The organism is Psychrobacter nivimaris (assembly GCF_009812035.1).
Taxonomy (GTDB): Bacteria; Pseudomonadota; Gammaproteobacteria; order Pseudomonadales; family Moraxellaceae; genus Psychrobacter; species Psychrobacter nivimaris.
In genome coordinates this window covers 1-17,404 of the sequence record NZ_VZIZ01000046.1, presented here as the reverse complement: position 1 = coordinate 17,404, position 17,404 = coordinate 1, and the positions used below count along the sequence as shown (strand labels likewise).

Annotated in this window: 19 protein-coding genes; 10 read left to right on the top strand and 9 right to left on the bottom strand. The window is 42.4% G+C overall.

Features of this window, described 5'->3' with window-relative positions:
- Positions 1–188: 188 nt before the first annotated feature.
- Complete coding sequence (locus tag FQV37_RS13645; RefSeq protein WP_240991036.1) at positions 189–764, top strand: DUF2062 domain-containing protein; 576 nt, start codon at positions 189–191, stop codon at positions 762–764.
- A 61-nt stretch (positions 765–825) separates the two neighbouring features.
- Here the strand turns inward: FQV37_RS13645 and FQV37_RS13640 are convergent, their stop codons facing one another.
- The 3 genes from FQV37_RS13640 to FQV37_RS13630 form a co-directional block, all read right to left on the bottom strand.
- Positions 826–1,131, bottom strand: a complete 306-nt coding sequence (locus tag FQV37_RS13640) for a hypothetical protein (protein ID WP_101205708.1) — start codon at positions 1,129–1,131, stop codon at positions 826–828.
- A 178-nt stretch (positions 1,132–1,309) separates the two neighbouring features.
- On the bottom strand, positions 1,310–1,990 hold the full coding sequence (gene lolD, locus FQV37_RS13635) for a lipoprotein-releasing ABC transporter ATP-binding protein LolD (RefSeq protein WP_160023683.1): 681 nt from the start codon (positions 1,988–1,990) through the stop codon (positions 1,310–1,312).
- A gap of 57 nt (positions 1,991–2,047) precedes the next feature.
- The gene (locus FQV37_RS13630) at positions 2,048–3,283 is read right to left on the bottom strand and encodes a lipoprotein-releasing ABC transporter permease subunit (protein WP_160023681.1); all 1,236 of its coding nucleotides are present in this window, start codon (positions 3,281–3,283) and stop codon (positions 2,048–2,050) included.
- A gap of 443 nt (positions 3,284–3,726) precedes the next feature.
- On the opposite strand from FQV37_RS13630, the gene FQV37_RS13625 reads away from it, so the two are divergent.
- Positions 3,727–4,701: a hypothetical protein gene (locus tag FQV37_RS13625; RefSeq protein WP_160023679.1), complete on the top strand. Its 975-nt coding sequence runs from the start codon at positions 3,727–3,729 to the stop codon at positions 4,699–4,701.
- 144 nt (positions 4,702–4,845) lie between these two features.
- On the opposite strand, the gene FQV37_RS13620 is transcribed toward FQV37_RS13625, so the two are convergent.
- Positions 4,846–5,235, bottom strand: coding sequence for an SCP2 sterol-binding domain-containing protein (locus tag FQV37_RS13620; protein ID WP_057760797.1), 390 nt, complete (start codon positions 5,233–5,235; stop codon positions 4,846–4,848).
- 866 nt (positions 5,236–6,101) lie between these two features.
- Here FQV37_RS13620 and ccoN point away from each other — a divergent pair.
- The 6 genes from ccoN to FQV37_RS13590 all read left to right on the top strand — a co-directional run bounded on the left by ccoN (position 6,102) and on the right by FQV37_RS13590 (position 12,294).
- A complete protein-coding gene (gene ccoN, locus FQV37_RS13615) occupies positions 6,102–7,583 on the top strand; it encodes a cytochrome-c oxidase, cbb3-type subunit I (RefSeq protein WP_057760799.1) in 1,482 nt (493 codons plus the stop codon).
- A 9-nt stretch (positions 7,584–7,592) separates the two neighbouring features.
- Positions 7,593–8,231 carry a cytochrome-c oxidase, cbb3-type subunit II gene (gene ccoO / locus FQV37_RS13610; RefSeq protein ID WP_057760802.1) on the top strand — a complete coding sequence of 213 codons (639 nt, stop codon included), beginning with the start codon at positions 7,593–7,595 and terminating at the stop codon, positions 8,229–8,231.
- Positions 8,231–8,410, top strand: coding sequence for a CcoQ/FixQ family Cbb3-type cytochrome c oxidase assembly chaperone (locus tag FQV37_RS13605; RefSeq protein WP_057760804.1), 180 nt, complete (start codon positions 8,231–8,233; stop codon positions 8,408–8,410). The genes ccoO and FQV37_RS13605 overlap by 1 nt, the downstream gene beginning before the upstream one ends.
- Complete coding sequence (gene ccoP, locus FQV37_RS13600) at positions 8,410–9,558, top strand: cytochrome-c oxidase, cbb3-type subunit III (RefSeq protein ID WP_160023677.1); 1,149 nt, start codon at positions 8,410–8,412, stop codon at positions 9,556–9,558. The genes FQV37_RS13605 and ccoP overlap by 1 nt, the downstream gene beginning before the upstream one ends.
- Before the next feature lie 527 nt (positions 9,559–10,085).
- Positions 10,086–11,495, top strand: coding sequence for a cytochrome c oxidase accessory protein CcoG (gene ccoG / locus FQV37_RS13595; RefSeq protein WP_160023675.1), 1,410 nt, complete (start codon positions 10,086–10,088; stop codon positions 11,493–11,495).
- A gap of 217 nt (positions 11,496–11,712) precedes the next feature.
- Positions 11,713–12,294 carry a FixH family protein gene (locus FQV37_RS13590; RefSeq protein ID WP_160023673.1) on the top strand — a complete coding sequence of 194 codons (582 nt, stop codon included), beginning with the start codon at positions 11,713–11,715 and terminating at the stop codon, positions 12,292–12,294.
- 126 nt (positions 12,295–12,420) lie between these two features.
- Here the strand turns inward: FQV37_RS13590 and ttcA are convergent, their stop codons facing one another.
- Positions 12,421–13,443: a tRNA 2-thiocytidine(32) synthetase TtcA gene (ttcA, locus tag FQV37_RS13585; protein ID WP_240991037.1), complete on the bottom strand. Its 1,023-nt coding sequence runs from the start codon at positions 13,441–13,443 to the stop codon at positions 12,421–12,423.
- A 434-nt stretch (positions 13,444–13,877) separates the two neighbouring features.
- Here ttcA and queC point away from each other — a divergent pair, with 434 nt between their 5' ends.
- Both queC and FQV37_RS13575 read left to right on the top strand, forming a co-directional pair.
- Complete coding sequence (gene queC / locus FQV37_RS13580) at positions 13,878–14,654, top strand: 7-cyano-7-deazaguanine synthase QueC (RefSeq protein WP_101205716.1); 777 nt, start codon at positions 13,878–13,880, stop codon at positions 14,652–14,654.
- Between the two features lie 344 nt (positions 14,655–14,998).
- Entirely contained in the window at positions 14,999–15,328 is a 330-nt protein-coding gene (locus FQV37_RS13575) for a hypothetical protein (protein ID WP_057760815.1), read from the top strand.
- A gap of 449 nt (positions 15,329–15,777) precedes the next feature.
- On the opposite strand, the gene FQV37_RS13570 is transcribed toward FQV37_RS13575, so the two are convergent.
- The 4 genes from FQV37_RS13570 to FQV37_RS13555 are packed head-to-tail and all read right to left on the bottom strand — an operon-like array spanning position 15,778 to position 16,978.
- Positions 15,778–15,993 (bottom strand): hypothetical protein, encoded by a 216-nt coding sequence (locus FQV37_RS13570; protein ID WP_160023669.1) that lies wholly within the window; start codon positions 15,991–15,993, stop codon positions 15,778–15,780.
- 3 nt (positions 15,994–15,996) lie between these two features.
- Positions 15,997–16,236: a hypothetical protein gene (locus FQV37_RS13565; protein WP_160023667.1), complete on the bottom strand. Its 240-nt coding sequence runs from the start codon at positions 16,234–16,236 to the stop codon at positions 15,997–15,999.
- A 4-nt stretch (positions 16,237–16,240) separates the two neighbouring features.
- On the bottom strand, positions 16,241–16,480 hold the full coding sequence (locus FQV37_RS13560) for a hypothetical protein (protein WP_160023665.1): 240 nt from the start codon (positions 16,478–16,480) through the stop codon (positions 16,241–16,243).
- A gap of 9 nt (positions 16,481–16,489) precedes the next feature.
- On the bottom strand, positions 16,490–16,978 hold the full coding sequence (locus tag FQV37_RS13555) for a hypothetical protein (RefSeq protein WP_160023663.1): 489 nt from the start codon (positions 16,976–16,978) through the stop codon (positions 16,490–16,492).
- Positions 16,979–17,404: the final 426 nt, after the last annotated feature.

Sequence of the window (17,404 nt, the reverse complement as noted above, 5' to 3'; positions counted from 1 at the left end):
AGCAAATGACACGTGATGCAATAGCATTTATATTTATATTACCCTATACTGAGGCAACGTATTAGGTGGTAACTATCTGACACCACCATTCTGTGTGTTCTAACCTTTATCCTACTCACCATATATTACTTTATACCAGCTTCTCAATACTATTGAGTAGACTGTAGTTAATGATTAAAGGCGATCCTGTGCCCCAAAAACGTCTAAAAGACCTACTTCCTACACCAGAGAAAATCTTAGAAAGTCGCACTTTAAAGCTGTTTGCACCGCACTTGGCTGATCCAAGGTTATGGCATTTCAATCGACACAGCCTAAATAAGGCCGTCTATATCGGTGTACTAAGTGCATTTTTTCCGCTGCCAGGACAGATGTTACTGGCACTTATTGGCTCGCTTATTTTTCGTGCCAATGTTCCTATGGCGCTTGGTTTGACATGGATTACCAACCCAGTCACTAGCTTGCCCATCTTTTATGCTGGATACTATATCGGTGCCAAGATTATTGATGCACCTGTGATTAGCTTGCGTTTCATCGGTAGAATGATTGCTGATTTTAGCTTATGGGCGTTATCAAACGGTGCCAATCCATTTATTACGTATCGCGGCACCGTATCGCTTGCTGCATTTTGTATAGGACTAACAATTTTGGCGGTAGTGACTAGCATCGTTTGCGGATTAGCATTCAAGGCTATCTGGCGCTATAAAACAGTCTCAAGCTGGCAGAAACGTCAGCAAAAACCTTCTGACGAATCTGATAAGCGATAAGTAATCTAACTTTATTACACGGCTATAATGCTTACGCCCTAGCTAAGTAAGCTAGCAGAGTTTATTCTTCTTTACTGTTCTCTATAGCATTTAAGACTTTGTCAGTGAAATCCCTATCCATGGGTACGATCTCAATGACTTCATCATTTTTACAGAGCGTATAACGCTTACCTGTCGCGCTATCTTGAACTTTTAGGTCGTAATCAACCCCAGCCAAAGTGATGGCGTCAAACACAGGTGTCAGTAGCTCAGTTTGTGCCTGTCTATCGAGCGTTTCGAACAAAGTTGGATCGATGTAAGGCTTTAACGGCTCATCACCCTCTTCTGCACTGCCAAAAGCCGCAATTGGATTATCATCTTCACGCATTTTACGCATCCTTATAAAATAGATAAGGCGGCTGGCTCACAACCGCTTAATCGCTAGTTTCTATGATATGTTTTCTTAGTAATATAACAATAACTCTTTAATATGACAGCCACTATATCCATGACAGATGCCAATAAATGGCGTTTCGGTCAGTTTTTCGACCTAATACAAAAAATTATTAATACTGTTCCCAATGTCCATTGCGAAGCAACAACTGACGGTCAGCAAGCGCCGCCAAATTGCGATCATGCGTCACCATAAGTAGCGCCGTTTGCATAGTGCTTTGTAGCTCTGATAACAGGCCAAAGACGCTCTGGGCATTATCATAGTCCAAGTTACCTGTTGGCTCATCTGCCAAAATAAGCGATGGCTTGGTCACTAGCGCGCGTGCAATCGCTACACGTTGACGCTCGCCACCTGATAGCTCACCTGGTCTATGCATCAAACGATGCTCAAGACCGACATTTTCTAGAATCTCAACCGCTTGCTTACGAGCATCATTCGTTGATACTTCTGGACGCATCAGCAATGGCATGGCTACGTTTTCGATTGCTGTAAATTCTGCCAATAGGTGGTGAAACTGATAAATAAAGCCCAAATGCTTATTTCGCATTGCACCGCGCTCAGTTTCATTCATGCTATTTAATAGCTGACCATGCAACCAAACCTCACCACTGGTTGGCGTATCTAGACCGCCAAGCAAATGTAGCAACGTACTTTTACCTGAACCACTGGTTCCAACGATAGCGATGCGCTCACCCGCATGAACAGTCAGATCAAGACCAGTCAATACTTGTGTACTGACCGCGCCTTCATCATATATCTTATTGATATTGGTCGCCTCTAAAATGGCAGACATAGCGCTTCCTTTATTTTATTTATTTCGGTATTTATTTCAACATTTAGACGTTTGCGATTACTCATAGCGTAGCGTTTGAGCAGGCTGAATCTTAGCCGCTCGGCGCGCTGGATAAATCGTTGCCAAAAAGCTCAATACAAACGATGCACCTGTGATTAATACCACATCTAACAAACGCAGCTGCGATGGCAAGTAATTGACAAAATACGCATCAAATAGGTTTAGACCAAAGGCTTGGTTAATAAAGCCTAAAATATCGCTAACTGTAAGTGCAAATATCACACCCAATATCGTACCAGCGATAGTACCGATGACACCGATGACCACACCTTGAACCATAAAGACTTGCGTAATCAAGCGAGGAGACGCACCAAAAGTTTTTAAGATTGCGATATCTGCTTTTTTATCGGTCACTAGCATGACCAGACTTGAAACAATGTTAAAAGCGGCAACTAAGATAATCAAAAATAGCAATAGGCCGACCATGGCTTTTTCCATTTGAATTGCCCCAAACAGATTGCCATGAGTTTGTGTCCAGTCATTTGGATATAGCTTTTCAGGTGCGATAGCAGCCGCTTTTTCCGCAGCTATCGGCGCAGTAAAGATATCGTCGAGCTTCATGCGTACGCCCTGCGCACCTTCTGGCAAACGCAGTAATTTTGCCGCATCTCCCATCGGGATAAACGCCATGAGACTGTCTACTTCTGGGCTGATCGTAAAGATGCCTGTCAGAGTAAATCGCTTAAACCGCGGTATCACGCCTGCTGGTGATGGCGACGCTTCTGGTAATACCAGCGTCACTTTATCCCCTATTTGCAGACCCAAGGACTGCACCATCTCCTCGCCCAACACGATACTGAAGTCACCACTTTTCAGAGTGTCAATACTACCTTCAATCATGTGCTCGTTGATGATGGAGACGTTTTTTTCGTATTCAGGCTCGACGCCTGTCACCATGATACCTGCGACCTGACCATTTGATGTCAGCATCCCTTGCAGTTGAATGAATGGTGCCACAGCTGCCACTTCTGGGTCTTCTTTGATCTGATCAGCGAGCTGTTCCCAGTCGCCAATAATTTCTGATGAGACCACAGTAGCCTGCGGTACCATTCCCAAAATACGGGTTTTCAGTTCACGGTCAAAACCGTTCATCACTGATAGCACCGTAATCAATACGGCAACCCCAAGCGTCAGACCAATCATCGAGATGAGTGATATAAAGGAGATAAAGCCATTACTACGTTCTGCTCGGGTATATCGTAAGCCGATAAATAACGCTAAAGGACGAAACATATTCAAACTCTTTATCTTATCTACGTGCGACTTTATATAGGTTGCATAACGAGCAGTAGTAAATGCATCATACAGTTGCTACTACTCACATATAAATCAAACACAAAAACAGGGTGTCAGACGAGCCAATAACAGCTGTCAAAAGGGAGCTAGTTTGACACAAACTAGCTGATATGTGCCAGTCATTAGCAACAACTGAGAGTATTTTTTACCAAAAAACTGGGTTTTGTTATTATTTTTTATAGGGGGCTTGCTATTAGCTGTACCAATACCTATATATTATATGCTAAAGACAATTGTCATTAACCCCTCATTGAGGTTTCTGATCTTTTACTGGCTAGGCTGCTGACCATCATAAACCAATCATTTAAAATGTTGGATGGTACACAAGCAAATATAGTATTAGATACAAACCTCACGCTGACTTAATTTTGAGTATTTTCATGACCATAAATTATCAATACAAAAACATTCAATCTCCCACCAAGATCACGTTGACCGATGAGCAGTCTGCAGGTCACGCCGATCACTGGCGTATTCTGACCGATGATATGAGTCATGATGTGCCTGAGTGGCTACAAAAAATGATTGAAGTCGCAGCGATGCCTAAAGGCCTGAACAACAACGTTAGTGCAAAAGACAGCTGCCTGCTTCTATCAGAAGATCAGCCTTGCCATATTAATCAAGTGCTCGCGATGAAAGATGGTAAGCCAGAATGCTTTATCAATGCTTATCCTTGTGTCGATAGTCCTTACGGATTGAACTGCAAAATTGAGCGTGTCATCGCCAATGACAACTCGCATGATGCCGTGTTGCGCTTACGTACTGCTGATGGCAGTATCATTTATGCGTTTGATCAACTCTATACGACCAACCGTCACCTATATCAACGCGACACCTCTTACTATGTCAACTTTAGTGCGTGGGCGCACGAAATTAAGCTAAGCGAGCAAAACGAAGTCATCATGGTCGAAGACCAAGAGTCTATCCGTTATCACCGTGCCTTTAACGACATCGTGGCGGCAAATGACGGAAAAATTCCTAACGACCTACAAGAGCAAATCAGCGAATGGAAGCCTGAAACCAAAGAGCAAATGGCACCCGTCGAGATTAACTTAGGACATATGTGCGCTTACTTGTTTGGCGATACGCTAGGACAAGAAGATGAAGCTTGGTGTCAGGGTCAAGTACTTGGCAAGCAAGAAACCGTATTTAATGGTAAATCTATCATATTGTTTGATGTGGTAACGCTACGTGAGCAAGATGCGGATCCTTTTGTAGTGCGTATCGGTGCGCTCAATACTGCTGAGACTAATAGCATTAAAGTACATGACTACGTCCAAGCAAACGTATGGCTGCAAGCAGCAATATACAAAGAAAACCAATCAAATGTGACGCAGCAATCAAAAGCTAGCTAGCCTGTTTGAGAAATCTTCTCTAGCTTTCATGCTTACTTATGTACTTACGCAATAAAAAAGCCCCTAATATGAATTAGGGGCTTTTCTGTGTCTTATGAATTCTTTCAATGCAAAACGTAACGTAAAAATCGTATAGGTATATGATTAAGCCATCGTCGTCATTGATTTGATGCGAGTATATAGCTCTTTTTGCTCTGCGCTTGGACGTGCAGTCTGTACGGCCATTAGCTGTGACATATCGCCTTCGACACGGATTTTGCCACTCATAAACGCACCCATGATTTGGTTGGTATCAAAATCAGTGATGATAGACTGTAGGATATCGCGATCTAATAGCAGCGTCGTCGTTGCATTATCATTTAAGCCACGATGCAGCAAACCATTTGCAAAATTGGCTTCGATAGTTTTATCAGCTTCAGCCACTTTTAGGTTGACGACCATATTGGCAAGTACTGGTGGTAAATTTAACTCACCTGCTTCGTTGCCCATTTTTTCTACTTGCTCAAACCATTCATCTGTCAAAAAAACTGCCATATTATATTATCCTTAATTGATATTCTGTCAGACCAATATCCCTTGAGGCACTATTGGCCTAACTATTAGAATTATTAAAATGATTGCTATCAATAGACCTATGCGATACATAGCCATTAATGACGTTCAGCCTCATTATAAAGGGCGACTTGATAAGAAGTAAAACCTATTTATCGGCTCAGCAATGTTATTGTTACAAAACTTCTTTGCAAGCCTACGCTTATGTCTAGCGAGCGCTTCCCCTATTCAATCAAAATGAGCATCTAGAATAGTGACAAAATTGTGTATAAAATAGAGGAGTAGCACAGCAATAATAAGTTGCTCGCTAACATTTATACCAAAGAGTTTGTATTTTGGCGCATAGTTCTGATGATATTTAATTAGGATTGCGTTACAATACCCTTAAACAGAGTCGGGAGTTTTAACCAAACATTACATAATCGTGTTTTTTGTCAGCCGCCGCTAGCATACATCTATGGTCAATGCGTTTTAATAGCCCTATAGATATGGGTATCTATCTTCATTAGTACAGATTTTTTCGTAATAATTAAGATACATATTTAGCCTTATGAGATGTTTGATGCTCAAAACGGCGCGTCTTCTTATTTACCTTGATGATCTATTAACAATCCTACTATCGATTGACCTTGAGTAAGGTGCATGAAGTGCCTATTTCTATTTATTAGTATTAACTGATAGACAGTAAGGGCCTAAATCGATAGTTAATGACGTCATTGCGCTAAATAAGCCAAAAAACAACATGTGTTGGCACCAGTATAAATATGAATTTGAGAGTATTTATAGTGCAGACAGCATAGATTGTTGGTTAATTCTGTTGATAATTCGGGCTGTAAAGGAATCATCCAATGAGTTTACAAAACACAGCAGTCGCCCCAGTTGACCGTGAGTATGAAATTACTATCGTAAGATTTTTTACGATCATGGCTGTCGTTTGGGGCATCGTCGGCATGAGTCTTGGTGTCTTCATTGCTTCACAGTTAGCATGGCCAGCACTCAACTTTGACATTCCATGGCTGACCTTTAGTCGTTTAAGACCGCTACATACCAATGCGGTCATTTTTGCGTTCGGTGGCTCTGCCCTGTTCGCAACGTCGTATTACATCGTTCAGCGTACCTGTAAAACGCGCTTATTTGCGCCATACTTGGCTTGGTTTACCTTTTGGGGTTGGCAAGCGGTTATCGTATCCGCCGTTATTACCCTTCCTCTAGGTTTGACCTCGACTAAAGAATACGCTGAGCTTGAGTGGCCTATTGATATCTTAATTGCCTTGGTATGGATTTCTTATGCCATCGTCTTTTTTGGTACGCTCATCAAACGTAAGACCTCACATATTTATGTGGCTAACTGGTTCTTTGCCGCCTTCATCATTACGATTGCACTACTACACATCGTAAACAGCATGGCGATTCCTGTTAGTGCGTTCAAATCTTATTCGCTATTTGGCGGTGCAACTGATGCGATGGTGCAGTGGTGGTACGGGCATAACGCGGTAGGTTTTTACTTAACGGCAGCCTTCCTTGGAATGATGTATTATTTCGTTCCTGTACAGATTGGCCGTCCTATCTATTCTTATCGTTTGTCTATCGTTCACTTTTGGGCATTGATTGCTTCATATATGTGGGCCGGTGGTCACCATTTGCATTATTCAGCGCTTCCTGATTGGACGCAGTCTCTTGCTATGGTTTTCTCAATCATCCTATTCGCACCATCTTGGGGTGGTATGATCAACGGTGTACTAACGCTATCAGGTAGTTGGGATAAGCTGCGTACCGATCCGATCATTCGCTTTATGATTGTTGCATTGTCATTCTACGCAATGTCGACGTTCGAAGGCCCAATGATGTCTATCAAAACAGTGAATGCGCTATCGCATAACACGGACTGGACAGTTGGTCACGTACACTCAGGCGCACTTGGCTGGGTTGGTATGATTACCATTGGTTCGCTATACGTACTGTTACCACGTATTTATAACAAACCGAAGATGTACTCTATCAGCTTAATCACCACGCATTTCTGGCTTGCGACTGCAGGAACGATTTTCTATATCGTGTCTATGTGGATCTCAGGTATTGGCCAAGGCATGATGTGGCTGGCTACTAACCCAGACGGTACTTTGGTATATAGCTTCGTTGATACTGTTGAATTCTCGCATTTCCCATATATTGGCCGTGCATTTGGTGGCTTCTTATATGTATCGGGTATGTTTGTAATGGCTTATAACTGCTATAAAACACTCAAAATGCCAGAAGGTAAGCCTGTAGATGTCGCTGATCCAACGGATCATGAACCTAGTGTCGAAAAACCTTCGACAGCTAACGTATAAGGAGCGATCATGGCTGGTACACCGCATGAAATTATTGAAAAAAATACAGGCTTGTTAGTCATTGGTATCGTGATTGCTATTAGTTTTGCAACGCTAGTTGAAATCGTGCCATTGATCTATGACAACAAGGGTCCTGAAGAAGGTGGGGTGAACGCTCCCCTTCCTGCTATGGAGCCTTGGACAGCGCTTGAATTTGAAGGTCGTGATATTTATATCCGTGAAGGATGTCACGTTTGTCATACTCAAATGGTTCGCCCATTACGTGCAGAAGTTGAACGTTATGGACCATATTCACGTGCCGCCGAGTCGACGTGGGATCATCCATTCTTATGGGGATCGAAACGTACTGGACCAGATTTAGCACGTGTTGGTGGCCGTTATTCTGAAGATTGGCAAAAGCAACATTTGATCAATCCACGTTCGCTAGTGCCTGAATCAGTTATGCCAGGTTTCCCTTGGTTGGCGACTAACGAAGTAGATGGCGAAAACATTCAAGCTAAAATGCGTCTATTCCGCGATCGCTTCGGTGTTCCTTATACTGAAGAAGACATTGAAGGCGCTCCAGATGCAGTGCTTGGCGCTACTGAGCTTGACGCTTTGGTCGCCTATCTACAGCAGTTAGGTACCGCAATGGAAGGACAGCGCTAATGGGTATTGGTGAATTACAAACAATTGCGACCGTTTCTGCCTTTATTGCCTTCGTAGGCGTTGCATGGTGGGCGTATTCGCCAAAAAACAAAAAACGCTTCGAAGAAGATGCACAACTTGCGCTTGATGACGAGGATATAAAATCTCTGTCTGAAGAGCAGCGCAATAAGGATAAATGATGACATTTTTTTGGAGTTCTTGGATCACGCTAATCAGTTTCGGTTGCTGGCTTTTTATTCTTGGCGTTCTGTTGTTTGTACTAAAATACAAACCAGACGTTGAGGAAGACGGTACTACTGGTCATGAATACGATGGTATCCGAGAATACGACAAGCCGCTTCCTAAATGGTGGTTGGTGATATTTTTTGGCTCGATCGTTTGGGGTGTGGCGTACTGGGTATTCTTTCCAGCTATGTTCCCGAAACACTGGGAAGGTATCGCCACCGTAGAAGTTGACGGTGAGACTGTACCGTGGACCTCTAAAAACGAGTTGTTCAGTGAGCTTGAAAGTAACAACAAAGTATTTACCGACAACTTTGAAAAAAGCATTCTGGTAAAAGCAGATGCTGCAGGTGCGACTGCAACATTGGGTACGCTAAATGAGCTACAAGCGACCATGCGTCGTAGCGAAAACCCACCAGCAGATCTACAGACTAAAATTGACGAAAAAGTTGCAGAACTTGCTCCTTACGTCGAAAAACTGTCTGAAAATCCAAATGCTTTAAAAGTTGGTAGCCGTTTGTTCTTACAGAACTGTTCTGTATGTCATGGCTCTAACGCGAAAGGTGCAACAGGCTACCCTAACCTAACCGATAATGATTGGTTATATGGTGGCGAAGCTAGCAACATCCTGACCACGCTACACAATGGTCGTATCGGCGGTATGCCTGCTTGGCGCGATCAGATCGGTGAAGACGGTGTACGTGCAGCTTCTGAGTATGTATTGTCACTATCTTCAAATAACGGTAGTAAGAGTAACGGTGAACTTGATCAAACTTTGGTTAATCAAGGCGAAGCTATCTTTAAGCAACAGTGTGCACTATGTCACTCTGAAAGCGGTAAAGGTATGATTTCAGCTGGTGCACCGAACTTGACTGATAATATCTGGTTGTATGGCGGTGAGCGTGAGACTGTACGTAATACACTACGTTATGGCCGTGCTGGCGTTATGCCTCAGTGGGAAACTAAGCTAGGTAATGAGCGTATCATGCTACTTGCTGCTTATATCTACTCACTATCAGATAAAACAGGAAAATCACCTGAAGCAGCACCAGTTACTGCTGCAGCTACTCAGCCTGTAGCAACTGAAGAAGCAACTGCTAACTAAGACGTTGTTACTGTACTGAATATGGACGAGATTTAATGAAGGGAGAACTGTTATTGCAGTTCTCCCTTTTGCGTATAGCGGTATTGATTTTTATTTAGAAATGTCAATGATAAGCGGCTATAAACACTAGAAAACGTTCTCATATATTCGTTGCTTTTTACGATTATCACCCCATTATTAGTAGGGAGAATGTTAGAATAGCTATTTTTTTAAATAGTCTATTGGTCATGGCTTTATATCGCTCTGACTCAATCACATAACAAGATAGTCAACTTCACATAAATTAGATGCAGGTTTGTTTAGTCTACTATTTGTAGTACCTTCACTCCCCTTTGCTTGTATCAAGGTTATGTTGAACCGACTATATTTACAATCGATCATTTGGTAAGCAGATTAGAAGATTTTCTATTGCATTTTCTATCCGCTATTTACTGACATTGATAACATCATACACTCATATACCTCGACGCTAGAGGTGTTTGTTCATCATGCCAGCAGACTGATTCTTTTTTTAAAGAGGCACGTTTATGTCAGCACAACAACCCAATAAAATTCCTGTACAACAAGTCGATCTTGATGCAACCAAGCATCGTGTTCACCCAAGGTTTGTCACAGGTTTTTATCAAAATATTCGTGTCATCACGATGTATGCTCTTTTGGCGGCTTTTTTACTTTTGCCATGGCTGCGCTATAATGATAGACAAGCGATATGGTTTGATGTGCCATCTCAGCATTACTATATTTTTGGCATGACGTTTTTGACGCAAGATTTTTATTTTATTGCTGCATTTGCCATTATTGCCGCGTTTACGCTGTTTATGGTGACGGTATATGCAGGGCGGGTTTGGTGTGGTTATGCTTGTCCTCAAACGATATGGACGCATCTATACCAATATGTTGAAAAATGGGTAATTGGCGATCGTAATAAACGCATCAAGTTTGATAAAGCACCGTTAAGTGCGAGCAAAGTGTTCAAACGCACGGTTGTGTATTTAATTTGGTTTTTGCTTTCTGTGATTACAGCAGCGACTTTCGTCAGTTATGTGGCGGGGACAGATTCTCTATATCACAGCTGGCAGTCAATAGGAGTAATTCCTTTCCCTGACTGGCCAACATGGGTATGGGTCTCAATGTTTATCTTCACCTTTGCTACTTATGCCAATGCAGGCTACATGCGTGAGCAAATGTGTGTACAGATTTGCCCCTATGGCCGCTTTCAAAGTGTGATGTTTGATAAAGACACATTGATCGTATCTTATGATTATGAACGCGGTGAGCCGCGCGGTGCCCGTAAAAAAGGTACAAACCCAGAGCACTTAGGCGACTGTGTTGAATGTACCATGTGCGTGCAGGTCTGCCCTACTGGTATCGATATTCGTGATGGTTTACAAGTTGCCTGTATCCAATGTGCGGCTTGTATTGATGCTTGTAATGAGGTGATGGATAAGGTCGGCTATCCGCGTGGACTGATTCGTTATACGACCGAACGTCAGCTGGCAGAAAAAGAACCAAGCCGCGTGCTGCGCCCACGATTATTTGCTTATTTGACATTATTAGCCGTACTATGTGGCGGTGTTATATATGCGTTAACCGATCGCGTGCCATTGGAAATTGATATCCGCCGTGACCGTAATCAGTTATCGTCTATCAACAATCAAGGCATGATCGAAAACAGCTATATCGTTAAGCTAACCAATAAGACGCAGGATGCTCATACCTATACGATAACGCTTGCACCGCAAAAAGGGCTAAGCTTAGAGCTACGCTTTAATGATGTACCATTAGAAGCGGGCGAAAGCTTTGATATGCCAGTCAGTATTTATGGTGATCCTGATGTGATAGAGTTTGGCCAAACGCCTGTCACGCTAAATGTGAGCAGCGAAAATGGCAAGTATAAGGTAAGCAAACAAAATATCTTTACGACCCAAGGTCAGTAAACAATTAATATGTTCATTGTCTAATTTCATGTATGTCATTCGGTAGTCTGTAACTAGTACACTAAGTAAATAACTAATTGTTCTAGCAAAAGACTATCGGATAAACGTTTTATCATTAAACTGGCAGCACTTAGCCGCCGAATTAACTGTTGATACCATTTGTAGATGTCTAATGAACAGTTATCTATTGAATGCGTATCTGATGCATAGGTATTTTATGTCTACTCCAGCACCGAACTTTAAACATCAAGATAAGCAGCCATGGTATAAAAATTACATGGTCGTTATCTTTGTGATTGGCATGCCTGCTGCGGTCGTGATCGCTTGTATTTGGTTTGTTTATTACTCTTACCAGATCCGTGATAGCGTGGTACGTGACGACTGGTATATGGATGGCAAAACGCTCTATCATGATGTATCCCGTGATAAGCTCACGTATGACTTAGATTTGCATGGACAAATGCAGTTTGCAGAAAATGGCGATATTGTGTTTTATCTCAACTACCCTGAGCAAAGCGTCCAGTCAGGCAAGCTGCTAAACGGCACACCACTTACCTATCCTGATACGTTGGAGCTTTCTATTTCTCATGCTACGGATATCAAAAAAGACCGCGATGTTGTCCTTAAGCATATTGAGGGCAATAAATACAGTGCACAAGTCGATATTGATCCTGTAAAAGCCAAGTACTACCTACAGGTTAGCAACGACGGTAAAGATGATTGGCGTATGCAAGATGTCGCAAAACTGCCTCGTGCCAAGGTCAGCTTTGACCCACTACCCGTTTTTGCTAAGAGTTAATGCTGTTAGTAGCATCTAGACATAAAAAAACCAGCCACTCATCAGAGATCGGCTGGTTTTTTTTGAGCTATTTAATATCCTACTAATGAATAGGTACTATTTAATATAGCCTTAACCCATAAACTACTAAATCACTGGGTTAATCGTTGGAATTTTCTGTGTTTTACGCTCATTTTGCGCGGCTTTATCCGTCTCTGTTGAATAAGGCTTGTCACTAGCGAACTTAGGATTGAACGTTTGCGTCCTTGGCGATACAGGTAAACCAATCTCAGCCAAACTATCCGTCTGCCCAGCTTGAATATTGTCGCCTTCAAATAAACGCTCATCATTATCACGATCAAGAGTGAGTGTTTCAAAGTCAAATAGCTCACGATCAGCTAACTGTGATGGCGCGACGTTTTGCATTGCCTTAAAGATTGAAGCCAAACGCTGCGGGTGAGCATCATCCCATTCACGCAGCATATCGTTGATGATGGCACGTTGTAGATTGGTCTGGCTGCCACACAGGTTACAAGGAATGATTGGAAATTCTTTTAATTTGGCATATTCAATAATGTCTTTTTCTTCGACATAGGCCAATGGGCGAATCAGCATGTTTTGCTTGTCATCACTCAGCAGTTTGGGCGGCATAGATTTGAGCGCGCCGCCATGGAATAAGTTCAAAAAGAAGGTCGCCAACATATCATCACGATGATGGCCAAGGGCAATCTTAGTCGCGCCAATTTGTTTGGCAAAGCCATATAGTGAACCGCGGCGCAGACGAGAGCACGCTGAGCAATAGGTCTTACCTTCTGGCACCACGCTTTTGACGATGCTATAGGTGTCTTTTTCTAAAATATAGTGGGCAATGCCCTGCTCGTTTAGATACGCAGGTAAAATATCTTCTGGATAGCCTGGCTGCTTCTGATCGAGATTCACCGCGACGATATCAAAATGAATTGGTGCAATGCGTTTTAGCAGCAATAAAATATCAAGTAAGGTATAGCTGTCTTTACCACCCGAAACACAGACCATCACCACATCGCCATCTTCGATCATATTAAAATCGCGGATTGCCCAAGAAACTTGGCGACGCAGCTTCTTTTGTAGTTTACGAAAGTACGCTGATTCGGCAGGTGCTTGCGCATCGGCAAACTGCTCATCAATCATGTCCTCATCACTGCCATCTTCAGAGACATCATCGTACTCTCTGCTATCAGTATCGGTGTCTAAAGCCTGACTATCAAAGCTCATTGCATCAGATACATCATCAGCTTGAGAAGGAATATTTGGCGTAAATAAGGTTGCTGCGGTCATAAGTTACTCAATATCTTTATAAGGGTGATTTTACTATAAAGCGATTTGCGATAAAGCTTTTAAAGCATTATCACCGATGTCATGTGACTGATACTTTAAAAGCTGCGATTATAACAAATATTGCTAACAGATTGAAAAGATGACAGTAATACCGACTTTATTTTATTGCAGTGCTATGTGAACTAGCTTTGGCAGCTTAGTGACGGGTGATTGGTCGCTTCGTGGTTCTGTAGTAGACGTATTTTTGCTAAAATAGCCGTTTTCGTAAACCAATAATAGATACCACTATGACTAACGTTACTTTGCAAAACACCCCCAATCAAGTATCAGACGCTGATTTAGCTGCTCTTACCAAAAGCCAAAATGCGGTTGTCCTTTTATCTGGCGGTCTCGATTCGGTGACTTGCTTATATTGGGCAAAAGCGCGCTATGCATCAGTGACAGCAGTCAGCTTTAACTATGGTCAACGTCATAATAGCGAACTTGTCGCCGCAAAGACCATCGCTGAGACAGCAGGCGTCAATCATAGAATCATCGATATTGATATCGCACAACTGGGTGGCTCTTCATTGACAGACCACAGTATGATCGTGCCGGATGGTGATTCGGACAAATTCCCTAGCAAAAAACGCGACGAAATCGATAACGACGCTATCCCAAATACCTATGTGCCTGCGCGCAATACTATTTTCTTATCATACGCGTTAGCAGTCGCCGAAGTCGCTGATGCCAATCATATTGTCATCGGTGTCAGCTCAGTTGACTATTCTGGCTATCCTGATTGTCGCCCAGAGTATATAGCTGCCTTTGAACATATGGCCAACCTTGCGACAAAAGCAGGCGTTACTGGTCATCGCTTATCGATTCAAACGCCATTGCAGCAATTGTCAAAAGCACAAACTATCGAGCTTGGTCTATCATTAGGTGTCGATTACGGACAGACGATTTCTTGTTATCGTGCAGATGCCAACGGTCTTGCTTGCGGCGTTTGTGATAGCTGCGCATTACGTCGTCAGGGCTTCGCCCAAGCTGGCGTCACCGACCCTACTCATTATCAGTCTTAATTAATTTTAGTAGGTCCTATATAAGTTGGATACGGTACAAGGCGCGCTTAGTCTACTACTTGTATTACGTCTACTCGCCTATCTTGTACCCAAAACATATTAAGACAACTATGTATTAACGCTAAATGCTGCGCGGAATGACCATACCTATCAACATTCGTGCAACATTCGCTTGCATTAACACAGCACGTCGTTCTTGTATTCTAATCGACATACTTGCTATCGTATGAACGATTATATTTATCGAAAGATGTACACGACGATATCGGTCACTCATATATTGATGAGTTGACTTTGCATTGAGCAAAAGATAAAAAATTGACGCTACCCGTAAGAGGAAATTTATGAAGTTGTTGCCAGTACTACCCCTAGCCTTAGCGGCCCTGTTTGCCATGCCACAAGCCAACGCTGCTGACATTAAGCAAGACAATATTAATTCATGTGTCAATGGCGCAGTCAAATACAAAGTCGCTGACAAAAGCAACGCAACCAAACTATGTAACTGTACTATTGGTGTGCGCAGCAACATGACTATCGGTCAAATGTGGGAGATCGAAAGCTACGCACAAGACAAGAAAGACCCTTCTAATCTGCCATATGTGAAAGCGATGCAAAAAGATTTGCAGCAGTGCACCGTTGGCTTGGATTTGAAGAAGCCACAAAAACCTGCTTAACTTCTAATCGTTTGATATACAAAAGACTGGCCATTGCCAGTCTTTTATATATGTATAAGTGATTGTTTTTAATATAAATTTTTAACGATTGGTATAAATTGGTAGCCAGTTTGGTAGCCATTTTTATAGCTACCTATGCTTGATTGTAGCCATAGGGCGGTATAATTGTTTAGGTCTTTATTAGTGGTGACCGCTGCCTAAGTGATTTTTATGCGTCCGCGTAATTAAAAGTTTAGCTATCGCTCTTTGCTTTAACCTCTTTTAACTTTGTTAACATGCTTATTTAACCAATTATAGGCGCTAAGGTATGCGCTGTAAGTGTTTGGCTATGCTGATCGCTTTAACTTCTTTTTGAAACGGTTTTTTTCTTGTGCGTGTCATAGTGGTGGCTCTTATGCTGCTTGCCTGTTTAATCTCGATTTATAGCCCCCCTTTAAGATGTCCGAAAACTAACACACCCTGTCAGGTTTGCGAGCGTCTTTGACATTCACTATCACACTGACTGGCTGTGGTTCGTTATTATACTCGCTGTCTGCTTTATCTAGCCCTAGCAGCTTTGCCTTGCTCATTGTGGCTGCAACCATAGCAGATGCTTGCCCATTAGCCTTAGCGGTCAATCTGGCATCGTCTAATTCTGTCATCAAGTCATCAATGCTCAGTTTCATTCTTTACCCCATAATATTTTTATAGGTGATCGCTGCTTGCTCAGATGATAACTCATTCATCAGGTCGCTAATTGATTGAACGTCATCAGCATGAACATCTTTAATCACTGGCTTATCTAATCCTGTCAGTTTTGCCATTGTCGCAGTAGCTTGTATCATTGCCGTTGGCTTGCGTTCCTCAATCGCTATCTGCCTTGCCTGTTCTAACTGGTCGAGTAAGTCATCAAGTGTTAATCTGCTCATCGTTTCAATACTCATTCTCTAACTCTCTACTGATTGCCAGTGCTGCATCAGGTGATAATCCTGCAATATTGAAAACGACTGGCTGATTGTTATGCGGTGTCACGTCCCTCATGTTATCCATGCCTAGTAACTTGGCTTGGCTCATGGTGGCTGTGACTATGGCGTTCGGATTGCGGTCATCAATCGCTATCTGTTTGGCTGTCTGCAAATCTGCTATCAGGTCGTTTAAATCAGGAATTTTCATTTGTTAGCCTCAACTGGTGCAACCTAGTTTATCAAGTGTTGATTGCCATATTTTAGAAGTCAGTCTGTCATGCTCATTCACTAGCCTGTCATACGTGCTGTGGTGCATACCTTTTGGCTTTGTACCGATACCATGAGCAATGCCACTTTGCCACCCTAGACGCTGCCTGATTGCGTCTGCACGATTGAATAGGCGGTCTATTGGTTGCTGTAGCTGGCTGCCATAATTAGCACCAATGCAATGACGGCAAACATACAAGCCAGCGCAATATAAGGTCGATGTTCTTTGATAACACTTAGGACAAAGCCACCAGTAACGATGACCGCCATAGTTGCATGATGTTTTTGTTAGCTGAATAGAGTATTGATAGGGTTTGCTGCGATGGGTGTAGCTTACTTCGATACTTTGGGCATTACCTTGCTTTAGTTGCTCACGATAACGGGCAATAGGTAACTTTAAGTAGTCATTTAGACTGTGAGTGGTAGCAAGTGCTGGCATGTTATCTAAATCATTAGGTAGTTTTGTTATATTATAACATTATTGCGCTTTTAATCCTTAATATGCTAGCAGTCATCAAACTGATCTCACGATAAACATCAGGCACAAAAAAGGCAGACGTTCATGCCTGCAATGTAACTTATACCCTATGAAAAGCTGCTTAAGTTGCTTAAGTTGGCTGTAACGTATTCGGTGTAAGGGATTGGCTTAAGATAGGCGTTTGCTTAAATCTGCTTAAGTTGCTTAAGCTCATCTTGAGTAAGGCTGTTTTGAGTTCAGTTTAAGCAGTTTAAGCAAGCTTAAGATTTGGCTGTCTTAACAAAAAGCCCCTAACCATAAAGGATAGAGGCTAATTAAGCAGTTTAAACCCCACTCTCAACTTCGAAAGTGATTGAAAAAAGAAGAGCACCTCACTAATCTATTGTT